The organism is Flammeovirga aprica JL-4, from assembly GCF_012844305.1.
In the GTDB taxonomy this organism is placed as follows: Bacteria; Bacteroidota; Bacteroidia; order Cytophagales; family Flammeovirgaceae; genus Flammeovirga; species Flammeovirga aprica.
Window position 1 is genome coordinate 18,226 of record NZ_JABANE010000001.1, and the last position, 14,479, is coordinate 32,704.

General features: G+C 35.8%; 14 protein-coding genes and 3 tRNA genes. 5 read left to right on the forward strand and 12 right to left on the reverse strand.

Annotation, left to right across the window (positions count from 1 at the left end):
- Positions 1-63 precede the first annotated feature (63 nt).
- Positions 64-1,368: an aspartyl protease family protein gene (locus HHU12_RS00095; RefSeq protein ID WP_169654133.1), complete on the forward strand. Its 1,305-nt coding sequence runs from the start codon at positions 64-66 to the stop codon at positions 1,366-1,368.
- A gap of 9 nt (positions 1,369-1,377) precedes the next feature.
- On the opposite strand, the gene HHU12_RS00100 is transcribed toward HHU12_RS00095, so the two are convergent.
- Positions 1,378-2,160 carry a biotin--[acetyl-CoA-carboxylase] ligase gene (locus HHU12_RS00100; RefSeq protein WP_169654134.1) on the reverse strand — a complete coding sequence of 261 codons (783 nt, stop codon included), beginning with the start codon at positions 2,158-2,160 and terminating at the stop codon, positions 1,378-1,380.
- A gap of 172 nt (positions 2,161-2,332) precedes the next feature.
- On the opposite strand from HHU12_RS00100, the gene rsfS reads away from it, so the two are divergent.
- The 3 genes from rsfS to HHU12_RS00115 all read left to right on the forward strand — a co-directional run bounded on the left by rsfS (position 2,333) and on the right by HHU12_RS00115 (position 5,472).
- Positions 2,333-2,701, forward strand: coding sequence for a ribosome silencing factor (gene rsfS / locus HHU12_RS00105; RefSeq protein WP_205959731.1), 369 nt, complete (start codon positions 2,333-2,335; stop codon positions 2,699-2,701).
- 36 nt (positions 2,702-2,737) lie between these two features.
- Entirely contained in the window at positions 2,738-4,768 is a 2,031-nt protein-coding gene (ftsH, locus tag HHU12_RS00110) for an ATP-dependent zinc metalloprotease FtsH (protein ID WP_169654135.1), read from the forward strand.
- 242 nt (positions 4,769-5,010) lie between these two features.
- Positions 5,011-5,472, forward strand: coding sequence for a MarR family winged helix-turn-helix transcriptional regulator (locus tag HHU12_RS00115; protein WP_169654136.1), 462 nt, complete (start codon positions 5,011-5,013; stop codon positions 5,470-5,472).
- Between the two features lie 43 nt (positions 5,473-5,515).
- On the opposite strand, the gene HHU12_RS00120 is transcribed toward HHU12_RS00115, so the two are convergent.
- The 4 genes from HHU12_RS00120 to HHU12_RS00135 all read right to left on the reverse strand — a co-directional run bounded on the left by HHU12_RS00120 (position 5,516) and on the right by HHU12_RS00135 (position 6,350).
- On the reverse strand, positions 5,516-5,941 hold the full coding sequence (locus tag HHU12_RS00120) for a hypothetical protein (protein ID WP_169654137.1): 426 nt from the start codon (positions 5,939-5,941) through the stop codon (positions 5,516-5,518).
- A gap of 118 nt (positions 5,942-6,059) precedes the next feature.
- Positions 6,060-6,132: transfer RNA gene (locus HHU12_RS00125), tRNA-Lys, on the reverse strand.
- A gap of 38 nt (positions 6,133-6,170) precedes the next feature.
- Positions 6,171-6,254 (reverse strand) — tRNA-Leu (locus tag HHU12_RS00130).
- 23 nt (positions 6,255-6,277) lie between these two features.
- A tRNA-Lys gene (locus tag HHU12_RS00135) sits at positions 6,278-6,350 on the reverse strand.
- Between the two features lie 125 nt (positions 6,351-6,475).
- Between HHU12_RS00135 and HHU12_RS00140 the strand changes: the two genes are divergently transcribed.
- Positions 6,476-7,204 carry an SH3 domain-containing protein gene (locus HHU12_RS00140; protein WP_169654138.1) on the forward strand — a complete coding sequence of 243 codons (729 nt, stop codon included), beginning with the start codon at positions 6,476-6,478 and terminating at the stop codon, positions 7,202-7,204.
- Positions 7,205-7,314: 110 nt separating this feature from the next.
- On the opposite strand, the gene HHU12_RS00145 is transcribed toward HHU12_RS00140, so the two are convergent.
- From HHU12_RS00145 to HHU12_RS00175, 7 genes are all read right to left on the reverse strand, one after another.
- Complete coding sequence (locus HHU12_RS00145; RefSeq protein ID WP_169654139.1) at positions 7,315-9,258, reverse strand: GAF domain-containing protein; 1,944 nt, start codon at positions 9,256-9,258, stop codon at positions 7,315-7,317.
- Between the two features lie 315 nt (positions 9,259-9,573).
- Positions 9,574-10,923, reverse strand: coding sequence for an MFS transporter (locus HHU12_RS00150; RefSeq protein WP_169654140.1), 1,350 nt, complete (start codon positions 10,921-10,923; stop codon positions 9,574-9,576).
- Between the two features lie 198 nt (positions 10,924-11,121).
- A complete protein-coding gene (locus HHU12_RS00155) occupies positions 11,122-11,319 on the reverse strand; it encodes a hypothetical protein (protein WP_044203012.1) in 198 nt (65 codons plus the stop codon).
- A gap of 201 nt (positions 11,320-11,520) precedes the next feature.
- Positions 11,521-11,937, reverse strand: coding sequence for a DUF2141 domain-containing protein (locus HHU12_RS00160; protein ID WP_169654141.1), 417 nt, complete (start codon positions 11,935-11,937; stop codon positions 11,521-11,523).
- A gap of 163 nt (positions 11,938-12,100) precedes the next feature.
- On the reverse strand, positions 12,101-12,700 hold the full coding sequence (locus tag HHU12_RS00165; RefSeq protein ID WP_169654142.1) for a trimeric intracellular cation channel family protein: 600 nt from the start codon (positions 12,698-12,700) through the stop codon (positions 12,101-12,103).
- Between the two features lie 10 nt (positions 12,701-12,710).
- A complete protein-coding gene (locus HHU12_RS00170) occupies positions 12,711-13,757 on the reverse strand; it encodes a glycosyltransferase family 9 protein (RefSeq protein WP_169654143.1) in 1,047 nt (348 codons plus the stop codon).
- 87 nt (positions 13,758-13,844) lie between these two features.
- The gene (locus HHU12_RS00175) at positions 13,845-14,453 is read right to left on the reverse strand and encodes a DUF4254 domain-containing protein (RefSeq protein WP_169654144.1); all 609 of its coding nucleotides are present in this window, start codon (positions 14,451-14,453) and stop codon (positions 13,845-13,847) included.
- Positions 14,454-14,479: the final 26 nt, after the last annotated feature.

Below are 14,479 nucleotides of genomic sequence, written 5' to 3' on the forward strand. Positions count from 1 at the left end.
ATAGAAATATCACTATATTATAGGTGTCAAATTTCTTTCAGTCAACTAACATTACTATCAAAAATGAGAACCAAAAAGACAGCATTATGTTTTTTGGTGGGCTTGCTACTCTTCATTGTTCAACCTCAAAATATATTAGCACAAAATAAAGCAGAAGTTCACCTTAAAAACCTCGCATTTATACAAGAGAAGCATAATTTTACACAGATAAAATTTAGGCTTATCAACAACCTTGTGGTGATTCCGGTGTCAATCAATGATTCCGATACCTTGAATTTTATATTAGATTCAGGGGCTTCTTACATTATTTTATGTGATCCCGCATTTGCAGAAAAGTTAAACCTTGATCCTCGAAAAACAAGAGGAGTAGACATTAAAGGGATGGGTACTGAAGGAGCACTTAAGGCATATCATTCATGGGGTAATAAAGTCAATATCAAAGGTATAGAGGGCTTTAATCAAGATGTGATTTATCCCAATCAAGACATTTTCAAACTGTCAGACAACATGGGAATGATGATTCATGGTTTGATAGGGTCAACGGTTTTCAATCATTTTGTAGTTAGTATTGATTATAAAAAGAAAGTTTTAACCCTTTATAAAAGAGACTTCTACTATTCAAAACGAAGAAACAAATTTAAAAAACGTTATGAAAGTATCCCGCTGAAGGTACGTAAAAACAGAGCATATATAGAAACTGCTTTGCTCACCAATGATCTTAATAAAACGCATAAAGTTTCTCTTTTAGTGGATACAGGAGCGAGTCACGCCCTTTCAATTTTTGAATCAGAACATCATCATCTCAGAGCCTCTGTAAAAGCAATCCGTGATCATTTAGGTGTGGGGATAAGTGGAGATTTATACGGTAAAGTTCACCGTTTAGAAAAATTGAGTTTAGGTTCCTTCACCTTGGAAGATCCTATTGTTAAATATCCGGATTTTGAATCATTGGGTTTGAAAATGCTGGACTCCACAAGGCATGGAAGTGTTGGAGCAGAGGTGTTGAGAAGATTTACAGTAGTTTTTGATTATGAAAATGAAGAAATGCTGATCAGAAAAAATACCGATTTCAATGATGACTTCTTATATAATTATTTAGGGTTAGAGTTTATCACGCCTTATCCTGGATTGCCCTTTTTCAGAGTTTCTCAGATCAGAGATGAATCGCCGGCAGATAAAGCAGGTATTGAACAGGGGCATAGAATCATAAAAGTCAATGGACAGTCTGTAGCATTTTTGACCCCTGAAGAAATACGTGTTTTATTCAGGGGTAAGGTCGGAAAGAAAATTTCTATTGATGTTGAGGATCTGGAAGGGAGAAACAAAACATTCTCACTGCGATTGGAAGATCCATTTTATCAAAACTAAGAAGAGCAATTAGTAAAGGTGTTTGACTTCTTTAAAACCGAAATGTCTGATTTTTCCACTTTCATCACCAATTGAAAGACATCCATTTTCATTGACGCCTAAAATCTGTCCTTCAAAAATATTGATTTCACCATTAGGAAGTATTTCCTGAAAAGATCCTGTTTCATGGTACCAGAAAAGGTGAGAGTAATATTCTTGACGCAGTCGGTCATACCCTTCATTTTTCAGCATTAAATATCTATTCTCAATATTTTCCAAAAGTGTTTCAATCACTCTGGGTACCTGAAATTTTTTATTGGATTCCATGAAAAGGGAAGTAGCAGGGAAATCTCCTACAAAGCTTTCCTGATTTATATTCAGCCCAATACCAATTATACTATGAGAGATATTCTGCCCCACAATAAAGTTTTCAATCAATATACCTCCTACTTTTTTATTCTTGACCAGAATGTCGTTAGGCCATTTTATTTTAGTTCCAGAAGGTGCTAAATGATGAATTGTATCAAAAACTCCCAAACTTATAGCAACATTAAGTTGGAACTGATTTCTAGCAGTGATAAATTGAGGTCTTAATAAAAAAGAAGCTGTGATGTTTTCATTGGGGTTTGATTCCCAAGTATTTCCTCTCTGACCTCTACCTTTTGTTTGTTCTGGCGTTAGAACAATTGTACCTTCTTTTAAGTTTTTATCTTGTGATAGTAACGTTCCTACGTGATCGTTTGTAGAGTGACAAGAAGGCATATATATGACACTTTTACCGATAAAAGACGTATTGGCAGAAATTTTATACAAGTATTTGTTACTTTTGTTTATAATCTTGTTATAATTCAATACAATTCAAAAAAAGTATTGAATTTGCAATGCAATTATACAAAATTGAGTTCAATTGAGAACATTTTATAGCTTTTGTTAGAAATATAAAAAATAATAGATATAAAAGGAGGAAAGTCCTAATTTTAAAAATATGAGTAAAAAGGAGATCGGAGCGGAAGAGTTTGCACATGTAGTGGCAAAAGGAATGCAGGAAATGAAAGCTCAGCAAATTGAAATATTAGATTTAAGAAAAGTAAAGAACGCGGTAACAGATTTCTTTGTAATTTGCACTGCTACTTCAGACACTCAGCTAGATTCAATTGTTGATAGTATTGAAAAGGAAGTAAAAGAAACTGCAGGTGAAAAAGCATTTGCTACTGAGGGAACAGGTTCACAAGGTTGGGCCCTTCTTGATTACATTAACGTAGTAGCCCATGTATTTCTTCCTAAAAAGCGAGAATTCTACGCACTAGAAGAGCTTTGGGGAGACGCTAAGGTTTTTAAGCTACCTACTGAATAAAAAATTAAATAACACAAATTAGATCATACATTTCGGATGGATCAGAACAAGAGGAATATTCCAAAAAATCCTATGCCCAAAAACAATTATCAAGTTTGGATGCTGGTTGCATTGATTCTTGTAGTTGTTGGATTGGCCTATTTTAGTAAGAGTAGTACTACAAAGACTACCACTCTGCACGATTTCAAAGATATGGTGGAGAAGGGACAAGTGAAGCAGGTCATCATCGTCAATGATAATTTGGTAGAGGTAATATTAAAAAATGAAGCCCTGAAAGATGATAAGCACTCTAAATTGCAAGAGGACAGAAGTTATTTTGCAGTGGTTTCTATTGAACCTAATTATAAATTTAAAGTTGTATCAGGTGAACACTTCCTTTCTAAATTAGATGAAATGGAAAAAGGAAAGCCTGATGATCAGAAAATACCTTATGAAATTCAGCAAAGAGAAAGCTTTGGAAGTTGGTTCTTCAGTTCTGGGTTCTTATTGGTGCTTCTGTTTGGGTTCTGGTTCTTGATGAGAAGAATGGCTACAGGTGGTGCTGGCGGACAAATCTTTAATATTGGTAAGTCTAAAGCCCAAATGTTTGAGCCCAACCACATGAAAGTAACATTCAAGGATGTTGCCGGATTAGATGAGGCAAAAGAGGAAGTAGAGGAGATTGTAGACTTCTTGAAAAACTCTAAAAAATATACAGACCTTGGTGGTAAAATTCCAAAAGGTGTTTTACTTGTAGGCCCTCCCGGTACTGGTAAAACTTTATTAGCGAAAGCCGTAGCAGGTGAAGCAGGTGTGCCTTTCTTTAGTATGTCTGGTTCAGATTTCGTGGAAATGTTTGTAGGTGTAGGTGCCGCTCGTGTACGTGACCTTTTCAAACAAGCTAAAGAAAAAGCACCATGTATCATCTTTATTGATGAGATTGATGCGATCGGTCGTTCAAGAGGTAAAGGTTCTATGCCAGGATCAAATGATGAACGTGAAAATACATTGAACTCACTTCTAGTAGAGATGGATGGTTTCGGTACAGACTCAGGAGTAATTATTCTTGCAGCTACTAACCGCCCTGATGTATTGGATAGTGCATTGATGAGAGCAGGCCGTTTTGACCGTCAAATCTCAGTGGATAAACCTGATATCAATGGTCGTGAGCAGATCTTTAAAGTACACTTGAACCCTATCAAGGTAGCAGATAACGTTAATCCAAAAGAATTAGCAACTCAAACTCCAGGTTTTGCAGGAGCTGAATTGGCTAACGTTTGTAATGAAGCAGCGCTGATTGCAGCACGTAACAACAAGCCTGCAGTAGATATGGATGACTTCATGGCTGCGATTGATAGAGTAATCGGTGGATTGGAAAAGAAAAACAAGATCATCTCTCCTGAAGAGAAGAAAATTGTAGCTTACCATGAAGCAGGTCATGCTGTAACAGGCTGGTTCTTGGAGCATGCCAACCCATTGGTAAAAGTAAGTATTGTCCCTCGTGGTGTTGCAGCATTAGGTTATGCTCAGTACTTGCCGAAAGAGCAATACTTGAACACTACGGAGGAAATGATGGACGAAATCTGTATGACTCTAGGTGGTCGTGCAGCAGAAGAAATCATTTTCGGTAGAATTTCAACAGGTGCTTTGAGTGACTTAGAGAGAACAACTAAAATGGCTTACAGCATGGTTTCTATTTATGGTATGAACGAAAAGATCGGTAACGTATCTTTCTATGATCCGAATAGAAGCGAATTCAGCTCTAGACCTTACTCAGAAGCTTTGGCAGAGAAGATTGATGATGAGGTGAAGAAGTTGATCGATAATGCTTACCAAAGAACGTTAGCTCTATTAAGAGAGCATGGTGAAGCATTAGAGGCTTTAGCACAGCAATTATTGGAGAAAGAAGTTTTATATCAATCTGATCTTGTGAAACTGATTGGAGAGCGTCCTTTTGATAAAAAGACAATCTACCAAGAATTTACAGATGTGAAGGATGTAGAGCCGATAGAAGAACCAAAGGCTGAGGCAACTGAAAGCACTGAAAAGTCAGCATCAGAAGAAGAAGTGAAAAAAGATGATGCTTAGTTTATAACATCATTTGTATTATATGAAGAGGTTATCCTGTATGGGATAGCCTTTTTTGTTATTATTTTTAGTTTGAAGATGTATTAAAAATGCTCTTAATGTTGTAAAGAATACTAGTTTGCTGATAGAAGTTGTTTGAACAAAATGTTTCCTAAACATATTTTTAAAAATTTGCATTAATAGAAAAAATATCCCTTATTGCAAGAATTACATATTTTGTTTAAACAAATTATAGTGCGACAATGTCTATCGAGAAGGATATAAATCAAAAGGAATTTAAGAATGCATTTCAGAAAGTGTATATCAATTTGATGTATACAAATAGTTGGATGCAAGATCTATCAAAAACGTGGTGCAAGCAGTTTGATATTACCCAGCAACAATATAATGTTTTAAGAATCTTGAGAGGTGCTCACCCGCACTGTATGAACCCAGGGAGCATCAAACAGGTGATGATAGATAAAAGTCCTGATTTAACGCGTTTGATTGATAGATTGATTGATAAAGAATATGTGCAGAGGGAGACATGTGGGAGTAACAGGAGAAAGGTAGATGTATTGATTACGCAGAAGGGGTTAGATAAGCTCTCAGAGCTCGATCCTCATGAAGATGGTATTTTGGATACTGTACGTAATTTAAGCGAAGAGGAGGCGAATCAGTTGAGTATGCTACTGGATAAGCTTAGAAACTCAAGAGAGGACTAGAAATACGATAAATTAGAAATAAAAAAATGGTTGTTAAACCAGGTTACTCCTGTGTATTAACAACCATTCTTCTTGTTACGCGGTTTGTACCATTTAATACAGATACAAAATAAAGACCTTCTGTGATTTTTGTTTGTGGCTTGAACTGAAATTGAATGTCAGTTTTATCTAATGATAAATCCATTCGATATACTAAATTTCCAATGGTATTATATAGTAAAACTTGAACAGGGAAATTAGTATCCACTCCTCTCACTTTCATCTTAACGTCAATTGAATTATTAACACAGATAATTTGTGACGGGACTATTTCCAGTGTTAAACCATTATTCTCTTCTATAATGAAGTTATTCTTTACCGGCTGATCGACTGGTGTGGCAGTAGTTTGTAGCGCCGTATAAAAAAACGTAAAACCGAAAAGAATCACTATCCGAAAATCTTTCGCAATATAACTTTCAAGTGATTTCATAGTAATATAGAGTATTTTTATTGCATAAGCATATATATTTTGATGTGCCAATTAATATGCTAAAAAAAAGTCAGTTTTTCAAATAAAAAAAGCCAACACTTTAGCATGTTGGCTTTTGTGATCCCGCTGGGGCTCGAACCCAGGACCCTCTCCTTAAAAGGGAGATGCTCTACCAACTGAGCTACGGAATCGTCGTATTTCTACGAAGTATTTTCAGAATAATAACAAGTGCTCACGATTGGATTCGAACCAACACGGGATTGCTCCCACCACCCCCTCAAGATGGCGTGTCTACCAATTTCACCACGTGAGCTTGATATCTGTTATTATCAAGTGTGATCCCGCTGGGGCTCGAACCCAGGACCCTCTCCTTAAAAGGGAGATGCTCTACCAACTGAGCTACGGAATCATAATTTTTCTAAAAGATTGGACTTAATATTACTTAATTCAAAATCCTCTCTTAAATTTGAAAACTCGTTTAGTTTCCTTTTTTGCGAGTGCAAATGTAGAATGATTTTCAATATCAAGCAAATAATGAGATTTTTTTTATTCTTAATAAGTTTTTACGCGCTGATTTTCAATCAAATATCCTTTGCAAATTCTTCAGTAGAATCTGAAATTAGCAAGGCCGATGAGTATTTTGAGGCAAAACAGTACATAGATGCCTTCAATATTTATGACAAATTGTTGGAAGAAGAAAGAGTTTATTCTTCAAAAATGTTGTTGAGGATGGCATTTATTCAGGAGGGACAGGGCAATTATGCATCAGCTTTGTATTATTTGAACCTTCAATATGGGTTGACAGCCGACCGTGGGACATCAAATAAGATGTCAAAAATTGCAGAAGATCATAATCTGCTCGGTTACCGCTATTCGGATAAAGAATATCTGACTTCCCTTTTCAATAAAATGAAAAATGAAATTGGAGGTGTGATTATTCTTCTTTTGGTAGTTTGTATTGCTTTGATGTACATGAGAAAAAAAGAGCAGCACTCTATCACTACACTGACAGTGGCTGTAGTTGTTTTAAGTACTTTGGCATTATGGGCCTTCAATGGTGGGATGAAGCGAGAATTAGGCATTGTAAAGGGTTCTGGAGCCCTGTTGATGCAAGGACCTTCAGCAGGAAGTAAAAATATTTCTAACCTTTCGTCTGGAGAACGCCTTAAATTGATTGATCAGGATGATATCTGGTACAAAGTGGAGCTTCCGAATGAATCAGAAGGCTATGTTCGTAAAGGTGTTGTATTTGAAGTGAAATAATCAAATTCAGTACTTCTGTCTTAGTTTTTATTTTTTCAAAGTAAAAACAAAAAAGGGTTGTTCAGTGTGAAAAGCTGAACAACCCTTTTTTGATGATAATATTAACGTTTTTATTTCCCCATAATTTTGAATACCCATTTATCAGTTTCTTCCAGATAAAGTTTCTGTATAGTGATCAATACTTGCATTAGCTCCCCGTCATTATTTCTTATGGAAGTGGTCAATTCAGTATGTACAACTTTCCAGTCCATATTTTCAGCGTAAGCAGGGAACAACTGACCGATTTCATACTGGTATATTTCTTCTAAGTCATAATCTAGGAAGTCAATAAAAGAATGACTGCCAAACCAAATAGATCCATCTTCCTCAGCTATGATCAAACGTCCGCCTGTAATGTCTACAACTTCGTTCAGGAGCTTTTTAGACTTCTCTGTTTCCCTTCTTTCTCTTACTAGGAGTTCCTGCGTAGCTTGAAGTTCCTCCATATTCTGCTTCATTTCCTCCTCACTGGTTCTTAACTCGTCTGTGAGTCTTTTACTGTCATTATACAGTTTGCTTACGTTAGACGTATTCTCAGAGGTTATTACGGAGGTGGCAATAGCTCCGCCAATCTCTTCCAATAATTGGAAAGATTTCTTTTCGAAAGGTTTGAAGGAAGCGATTTCCAGAATTACCTCAACGTTGCCATGAGATTTGAAAGGATAAATAATCAATGCAGAAGGTCCTGCGTCTCCAAGTCCAGAGCGGATGTTGATATAATCTTCAGGAATTTCTGTCAAGTAAATAAATTCTCCTTCCTGCCATATTTCACCGATCAATCCTTCACCAAGCTGTACTTTTTGTTTTTCCACCTCTTTATGAAAGTCAAAAGCATACAATGCTGATAATTCCATAAATTCTTCTTCAGTGATAGGATCTTTCTTATGAATGTAGAAAGAGGCGTGAGAGCAGTCCATAAACCTTGAGATCTCCTTCACAAGGGCATTACCTAGCTCATCAGCATCGTTGCTATGAATACGGATCAATTTATTGAGTCTTGCAGAGCCTTCATTGACCCATTCGCGCTCGTTTCTTTCTTTGGAGTTTTGCTCCAGTCTGTTTTTAGTTTCAATCAAAGAATGGATGAAAGGGTCATTCTTAAATTGCTCCTCATTGATCTTTTCAAACTCAATATTAAAGTTGCCCTTACTGAATTCCATTACATATTCTGAAATGTCTTCTAGTTTTTCCTTCATAAACAGTAATGAATTTCTCATGGTATTCATTTCCTGTGTGCCGGAGGAATCAAAATTGACATCCAGATTACCGGAAGCGATTTTATTACTTTTCTGAGCAAGTTCTTTCAAAGGTGTGATCAAAGCCCTTCTCAAAACAATAATATTGGCCAAGCCCAATATCAAAATCAGAAAAGTGGCAATGAAAATAAAGCGAGTGATTTGATATTCAATCTCTACAGCATCATTGACATAAGCTTTTACAAGGTCTTGATTGACCTTGAGCATGTCGTCAGATGTTTTTTCCAAATAAGTAAGACTATTTATAACAGCTACATTCTCTTCATCCACTTTCGATAAAAGTCCCACACTGTCCAGCATAGCAGTATCTAAAGGGATATTCATATTGAAAGTGTAATTTGAAGTGTAAAGAGGCTCTTCTAGAATAACCCTGATATGATTTCTGAAAGGTTTCCACACTTCTTCCACTCTTTCAATGTAATCGTCTACACGGTCGCTTGCAGGGCGAATTCTTTTGCCATCAAAACCGGGTACTGTACCACCGTGTTTCATGGCCAAAAGAGAACCGTCGTAAAGGTCTAAAGCTTCTTTAAGGCTATTCAGATTATCTTTTTCTCCAGTGCTTACATAAATATTTGACAGCAATACCATTCTTTGAGAAAGCATAGCATTTCTTGAAGAAATATCTACCTCCAAACTTTCATTCTGATATAAACCCAATAAGGTCAATACAGTAAAAAGCATGGTTGCAGTGAGAATACCTCCAATCCAGAAAATGATTTGCTTGATAGTGAATTGCTTTAAATATTTGTCTATCATTATTTTATATTATTAGATCTTTCGAAGATACTTCAGGAATAAAAAATAGGATTTATCTTCCTGTGAAATAAAAATACTAGAATTAATTTATTCTTTGCTGTGTATTTTTCTGAAACTCTATTTTATAACGCTTTTATAATTAAAAATGTATAAAGAGTGGACTTGAATGAAGCGAAAATTATGTGCCAATTTTTGATTAGGGTTGTTTGTGCAAGGGATAGTATTGAAATAATGATATAAAAAAAGCCACTCCAATTTCTTGAAGTAGCTTTTCTTTTGAAGAGTTTTATACTTTAGAAAGCATAAAATCATGTATTAACTTTTCTTCTGATCTGATACTAATGACACACACAAGGCACCGATAATTAATACAATACCGGCCATCGTTAATAAGCCAACAGCATTACCATTAAAGAAAGTAGATGCGATAGTACCGCCAAAAAGACCAGCAAAGATTTGAGGACCTGCAATAGTTACATTGAAGATACCCATATAAATACCCATTTTTTCAGCAGGAAGATTTTCAGAAAGAATACTGAATGGCATTGCTAGAATAGCTGCCCAAGCAATACCTACACCTGCCATTGAAGCAAATAATAAGTATTTATCTTGAATCATCTCAATACTCAATAGGCCCAAACCTCCTAAAATAAGTGCACCTGCATAAACTGTTTTTCTATTTGTAGCCTTGATTAAGCTAGGCATTGCCACAGAGAATAATGCAGCGGCCAAACTGTACATAGCGAACATCAGGCCTACCCAGTTACCTGCTTCGTTGAAAGCAGCAGACGTAGAATCACCTGGTTCTGTATGCCAAATGTGTTGTGCAATGGCAGGAGTTGAATATACCCACATAAAGTAAAATGCCACCCAAGAGCAAAGCTGTACAGCTGCTAATTGGAACATTACTTTAGGTGATGATAAAAGCGTTTTAAAGAACGAATCTTTATTTTCAGTATCAGCTTTTTTAGCTTCTAAATCAATATTGTTGTATTCTGCATATTCTTCAGGAGGATATTCTTTTGTTCTTAAAGCCGTCCATAATACTGTAATCATTAGCGTAGCTCCTCCAATATAGAATGACCAAACCACTGAATCTGCAACTTTTTGACCTTCTGCAGGTTCATTGGCAACACCAACCATTGTTAAAATGAAAGGTAAAGCGGAACCAATTACGGCACCTGTGTTAATTAGGAAACTTTGAACGGAATAACCAAGATCACGTTGTTTGTCATTTACCATATCACCCACCAATGCTCTAAAAGGCTGGAAAGTAACGTTAAATGAAGCATCCATGATCAGTAGCATCGTAGCACCAAAAAGCATTGGAGGCATTAAAGCAACAAAAAACTCAGAGTTAGGCATTAAAAACATTGCGGCAGTTGCAGCAATAGCCCCTCCAATAATAAAAGGAATTCTTCTACCCCATTTAGTCCATGTGCTATCCGAAGCACCACCAATAATAGGCTGAATAATAATACCTGCAATAGGGGCCGCTAGCCAGAAATAGCCTAGGTCATGAACATCAGCACCGAGTGCCTGAAGAATACGGCTTACATTACCGTTTTGTAAGGCAAAACCAAATTGAACACCTAAGAAGCCAAAGCTTAGATTCCATATTTGCCAAAAGGATAAATCAGGTTTAAGGGATTTTTTATTTGACATAGATAATTTATTGATATTAATTTTTTTTCATTCTCTATAGACAAATATAGAAATGTAAACATAACAATTAACTGATAAACGTTAGGTCTTTCAGGTTTTTGTTTACTTTTTTTTCTGCAATCGGTTGTTACTTGAAAATAAAAAAAGGCCATTACTAAAAAGTAACGGCCTGATCTATTTTTTTATAAAAAGTAATCCTTATGCAGACTGCTTTTTGTTTTTACATTGGCTAGGGTCATTTCCACAGAAGCTACAAGTTTTTCCTTCAGGATTTAGGAAAGGGCTTTGAGAAGCACATGTTCCTTCAAACTTACCGTCTTTCTTGAAAATTAATTTTACGGACATTAAAATGAAAAATGCACCTAGAATACCAACGGTTAATAATACGATTTCCATAATGAACTTTATGTTATGTGCCTTGTATGAAGGCAATGATCTTCTGTAAAAAGGCTAATATCAATTTTTGATATCAATTCACTTGTTGTCACAAAGATATATAAACTTTGCGTGTTTTTGTGTTAAATGTAAAGAGGAAAGTACACTTTACTTTAAACTTTCAAACAAATTAACAAATGTTCATATGTCTGCTGTGCACTTTTATAAATACTGAAGTTTAATGTTGACGAGCGCATCATTTTCCTTTTCGAGTGTAAAGGCATATTCTTCAAAATCAGGTTCTTTCATTTTCACTTTCTTATCCCATGAATAACCAAAACCTTCTTTTGGAATACCAATCCAATTGCTTGTCATTTCGTCATTATTATCCTCATCATGACAAATTCTGATCCCGTAAACGCCAGGTTTTACATCAGGAATAGAAATCTTTACTATATCCTCTTCTATTTTCTGTTTCAATTCCACAATAGACGCTAGGTCTTTGTCAACTACTTGAACTAAGATATGTCCTTTGGTGTTTCTTAACCCTTCAACTTTCAATTCAATTTTTGATTGTGTTTGAGCGAAGAGTAGGTTAGCAGTTAAAAATAATAGAGTTCCTAAAATTATATTTTTCATGATTTTGGTTTTTGTTCAGTAAATGTACGCGTAATACGTGAGTGATATTACTATCAACAATATAAAGAGAAATTTGTTATTCAAATAGTTGGAAGGGAAGGAGTAATGTGAAGAGCACATTTGGAATATAGATTTTTACTAAAAGAGATGTTTCAAAGATGCTCTAAATTTTAGGGAGACCAATTTTATATTTAATGGCAATAAGACGTATTCCAATTACAGTGCCTATGCAACTCCAAGTACAAATCAAGGCACTGACACCTAAAAATGAAAACCCTATAAATACCAAACACCCTACAATACAAGCTGTAGCATAAATTTCATCTCTGAAGATTAATGGTACTTCATTACAAAGCGTATCTCTGATAATACCACCAAGTACAGCAGTGAATGTTCCCATTATGACACCAATAGCAGGTGAAATATCATGAAGTAAAGCCTTTTCTAGACCAATAAAAGTAAATACCCCCAACCCCATAGTATCAAACAGGAAAAGCGTCTTTCTAAGTTGAGCCACTTTTTCTTTGAAGAGTACCGTGAAACTTACTGCTAAGGAGATAATGAGCAGGTAGTTGGTGTCGATCATCCAGAAAACAGGAGTGGCGCCTAGCATCATATCTCTCGTTGTTCCACCGCCAACAGCCGTCACACTTGCTACGAATAATGCTCCGAAAATATCAAAGCGTTTTTCCGATGCGGCAAGAGTACCCGAAATAGCGAAAACAAAAGTTCCGATAAGGTCAAGGATATTTATTAAGGTCATATTGATAGAATTAGGCTTTTCCTATAGCATCTACTACTTTTTTGTAAACCATTTCAGGTGTTACACCTTCAAGGCAAGCGTAATCTTCTCTCAAGCAAGGTTTGTTTCCGAAGACTGAACATGGGCGGCAATCCAGTTCCTTTACAGAAATTTCTGCAATATTATCTGTAGACTGACCATAGCCTAAGAAACCTGCATAATGATGAGTAGCACCCCAAACAGATACACATTCTGTACCTACCAATGAGGCCATGTGCATATTCGCTGAGTCCATGCTGACCATTACATCAAGTTGAGCAATAATGTCTAGTTCTTCCTTTAGTTTTACTTTCCCAGCTAAGCTGATACTGCCAGGTAATTCTTTGACACAATTATCTAAAATTTCAGCTTCTTCTCCAGGACCACCAAAGAAGATCACTTTTGCATTTTTCTTTTCAGCTAAAAGTTTTCCTAATGCAACGGCTTTTTGTTCTCCCCATATTTTTCCTTTATGCTGTGCAAAAGGGGCAATACCAATCCATGGAGATGTTTTATCACCTAAAAGCTTGCTCGTTTCCTCACTTAAGTCACCTTCTTTTTTGACAGGTAATTGATTGGATAAAGAAACATTGAAACCCAGTTTACGGAAAACATCAGCATATCTTTCTACTGTTGCTCTAAGAGGTTTTAATTCCTTAGTACCAGAAGCTACTAATGCCTTTTTTTCTTTTCTCCCTTTATCAATTCTCACCACTTTATAGCCTGATAATTGAAATAATCCACCAATAATAAAAGTTCTAAGTACGGAATGTAAATCTGCTACAGCATCAAACGGCCCTAATTGTTTTAGGTCTTTCGTTAATGCTCTCAACCCTTTAAAATCTTTATACTTGTTGCTTAAATCGGCACCGAAAAATGTCAATCTAGGAATATCATCAAAGAAGGGTTTTAAAAAAGGACGGGAAACCATCACAATTTCCAAATCTTCATTCTGTGCTAAAATTTCTTTTAAAACAGGAGCGGTCATTGCCACATCGCCCATTGCGGAAAACCTTAAGGATAGAATTTTTTTAGACATAACTTAGTACTTACAAAAAGAAGTTGTTCTTTTTCCATTCAAGAGTAAAGGAAACAGAACAACTTCTTAATTTATGATAGCAAGGAATTACTTCCCTTCTTTATACAATACAGGGTTCAATGAAGGATCATTGTACATTTTCATTTGCTTGTACACCTTCATGTATTTTTTACCCGCCTCAATATCGTTGATCAATTCTTCGATAGCAGTAGACAAATCTACTCTTTGCTCTAAAAGAATATCCAATTTAGTCTGACAAGCAGCTTTGTGTTCAGGAGTAGCGCTTTCACGATCTACTTCCTCTTGCATATGATAGATTTTCAATGCTAAAATTGATAATCTGTCAATAGCCCATGCTGGACTTTCAGTGTTGATACTAGCACCTTCAACAGGCTGAACATCTTTATATTTTTCTAAGAACCAGCTATCAATAAACTCAACAACGTCAGTACGCTCTTGGTTTGAAGCATCAATTCTTCTTTTAATTTTCAAAGCTTCATCAGGATTGATGTTAGGATCACGAATGATGTCCTCAAGGTGCCATTGCACAGTGTCAATCCAGTTTTTTAAGTAGATAAGGTGTTGAATATCTTCCTTTTCGAAAGGATTTTCGATAGGTGTATCCACATGATCCTTAATATGGTATTTCTCAATACTTTGTGAGAAAATAGAATTACAATTTTCTGTAAATTGCATACTATGTTTTTTTATAGTTTATAATT

Excerpts from the sequence above, each read along its gene's own strand:
- HHU12_RS00095 (WP_169654133.1), top strand. The coding sequence starts at position 64 with ATGAGAACCAAAAAGACAGCATTATGTTTTTTGGTGGGCTTGCTACTC.
- rsfS (WP_205959731.1), top strand. The coding sequence starts at position 2,333 with ATGAGTAAAAAGGAGATCGGAGCGGAAGAGTTTGCACATGTAGTGGCA.
- ftsH (WP_169654135.1), top strand. The coding sequence starts at position 2,738 with ATGGATCAGAACAAGAGGAATATTCCAAAAAATCCTATGCCCAAAAAC.
- HHU12_RS00115 (WP_169654136.1), top strand. The coding sequence starts at position 5,011 with ATGTCTATCGAGAAGGATATAAATCAAAAGGAATTTAAGAATGCATTT.
- HHU12_RS00120 (WP_169654137.1), bottom strand. The coding sequence starts at position 5,941 with ATGAAATCACTTGAAAGTTATATTGCGAAAGATTTTCGGATAGTGATT.
- HHU12_RS00140 (WP_169654138.1), top strand. The coding sequence starts at position 6,476 with ATGAGATTTTTTTTATTCTTAATAAGTTTTTACGCGCTGATTTTCAAT.
- HHU12_RS00145 (WP_169654139.1), bottom strand. The coding sequence starts at position 9,258 with ATGATAGACAAATATTTAAAGCAATTCACTATCAAGCAAATCATTTTC.
- HHU12_RS00150 (WP_169654140.1), bottom strand. The coding sequence starts at position 10,923 with ATGTCAAATAAAAAATCCCTTAAACCTGATTTATCCTTTTGGCAAATA.
- HHU12_RS00155 (WP_044203012.1), bottom strand. The coding sequence starts at position 11,319 with ATGGAAATCGTATTATTAACCGTTGGTATTCTAGGTGCATTTTTCATT.
- HHU12_RS00160 (WP_169654141.1), bottom strand. The coding sequence starts at position 11,937 with ATGAAAAATATAATTTTAGGAACTCTATTATTTTTAACTGCTAACCTA.
- HHU12_RS00165 (WP_169654142.1), bottom strand. The coding sequence starts at position 12,700 with ATGACCTTAATAAATATCCTTGACCTTATCGGAACTTTTGTTTTCGCT.
- HHU12_RS00170 (WP_169654143.1), bottom strand. The coding sequence starts at position 13,757 with ATGTCTAAAAAAATTCTATCCTTAAGGTTTTCCGCAATGGGCGATGTG.
- HHU12_RS00175 (WP_169654144.1), bottom strand. The coding sequence starts at position 14,453 with ATGCAATTTACAGAAAATTGTAATTCTATTTTCTCACAAAGTATTGAG.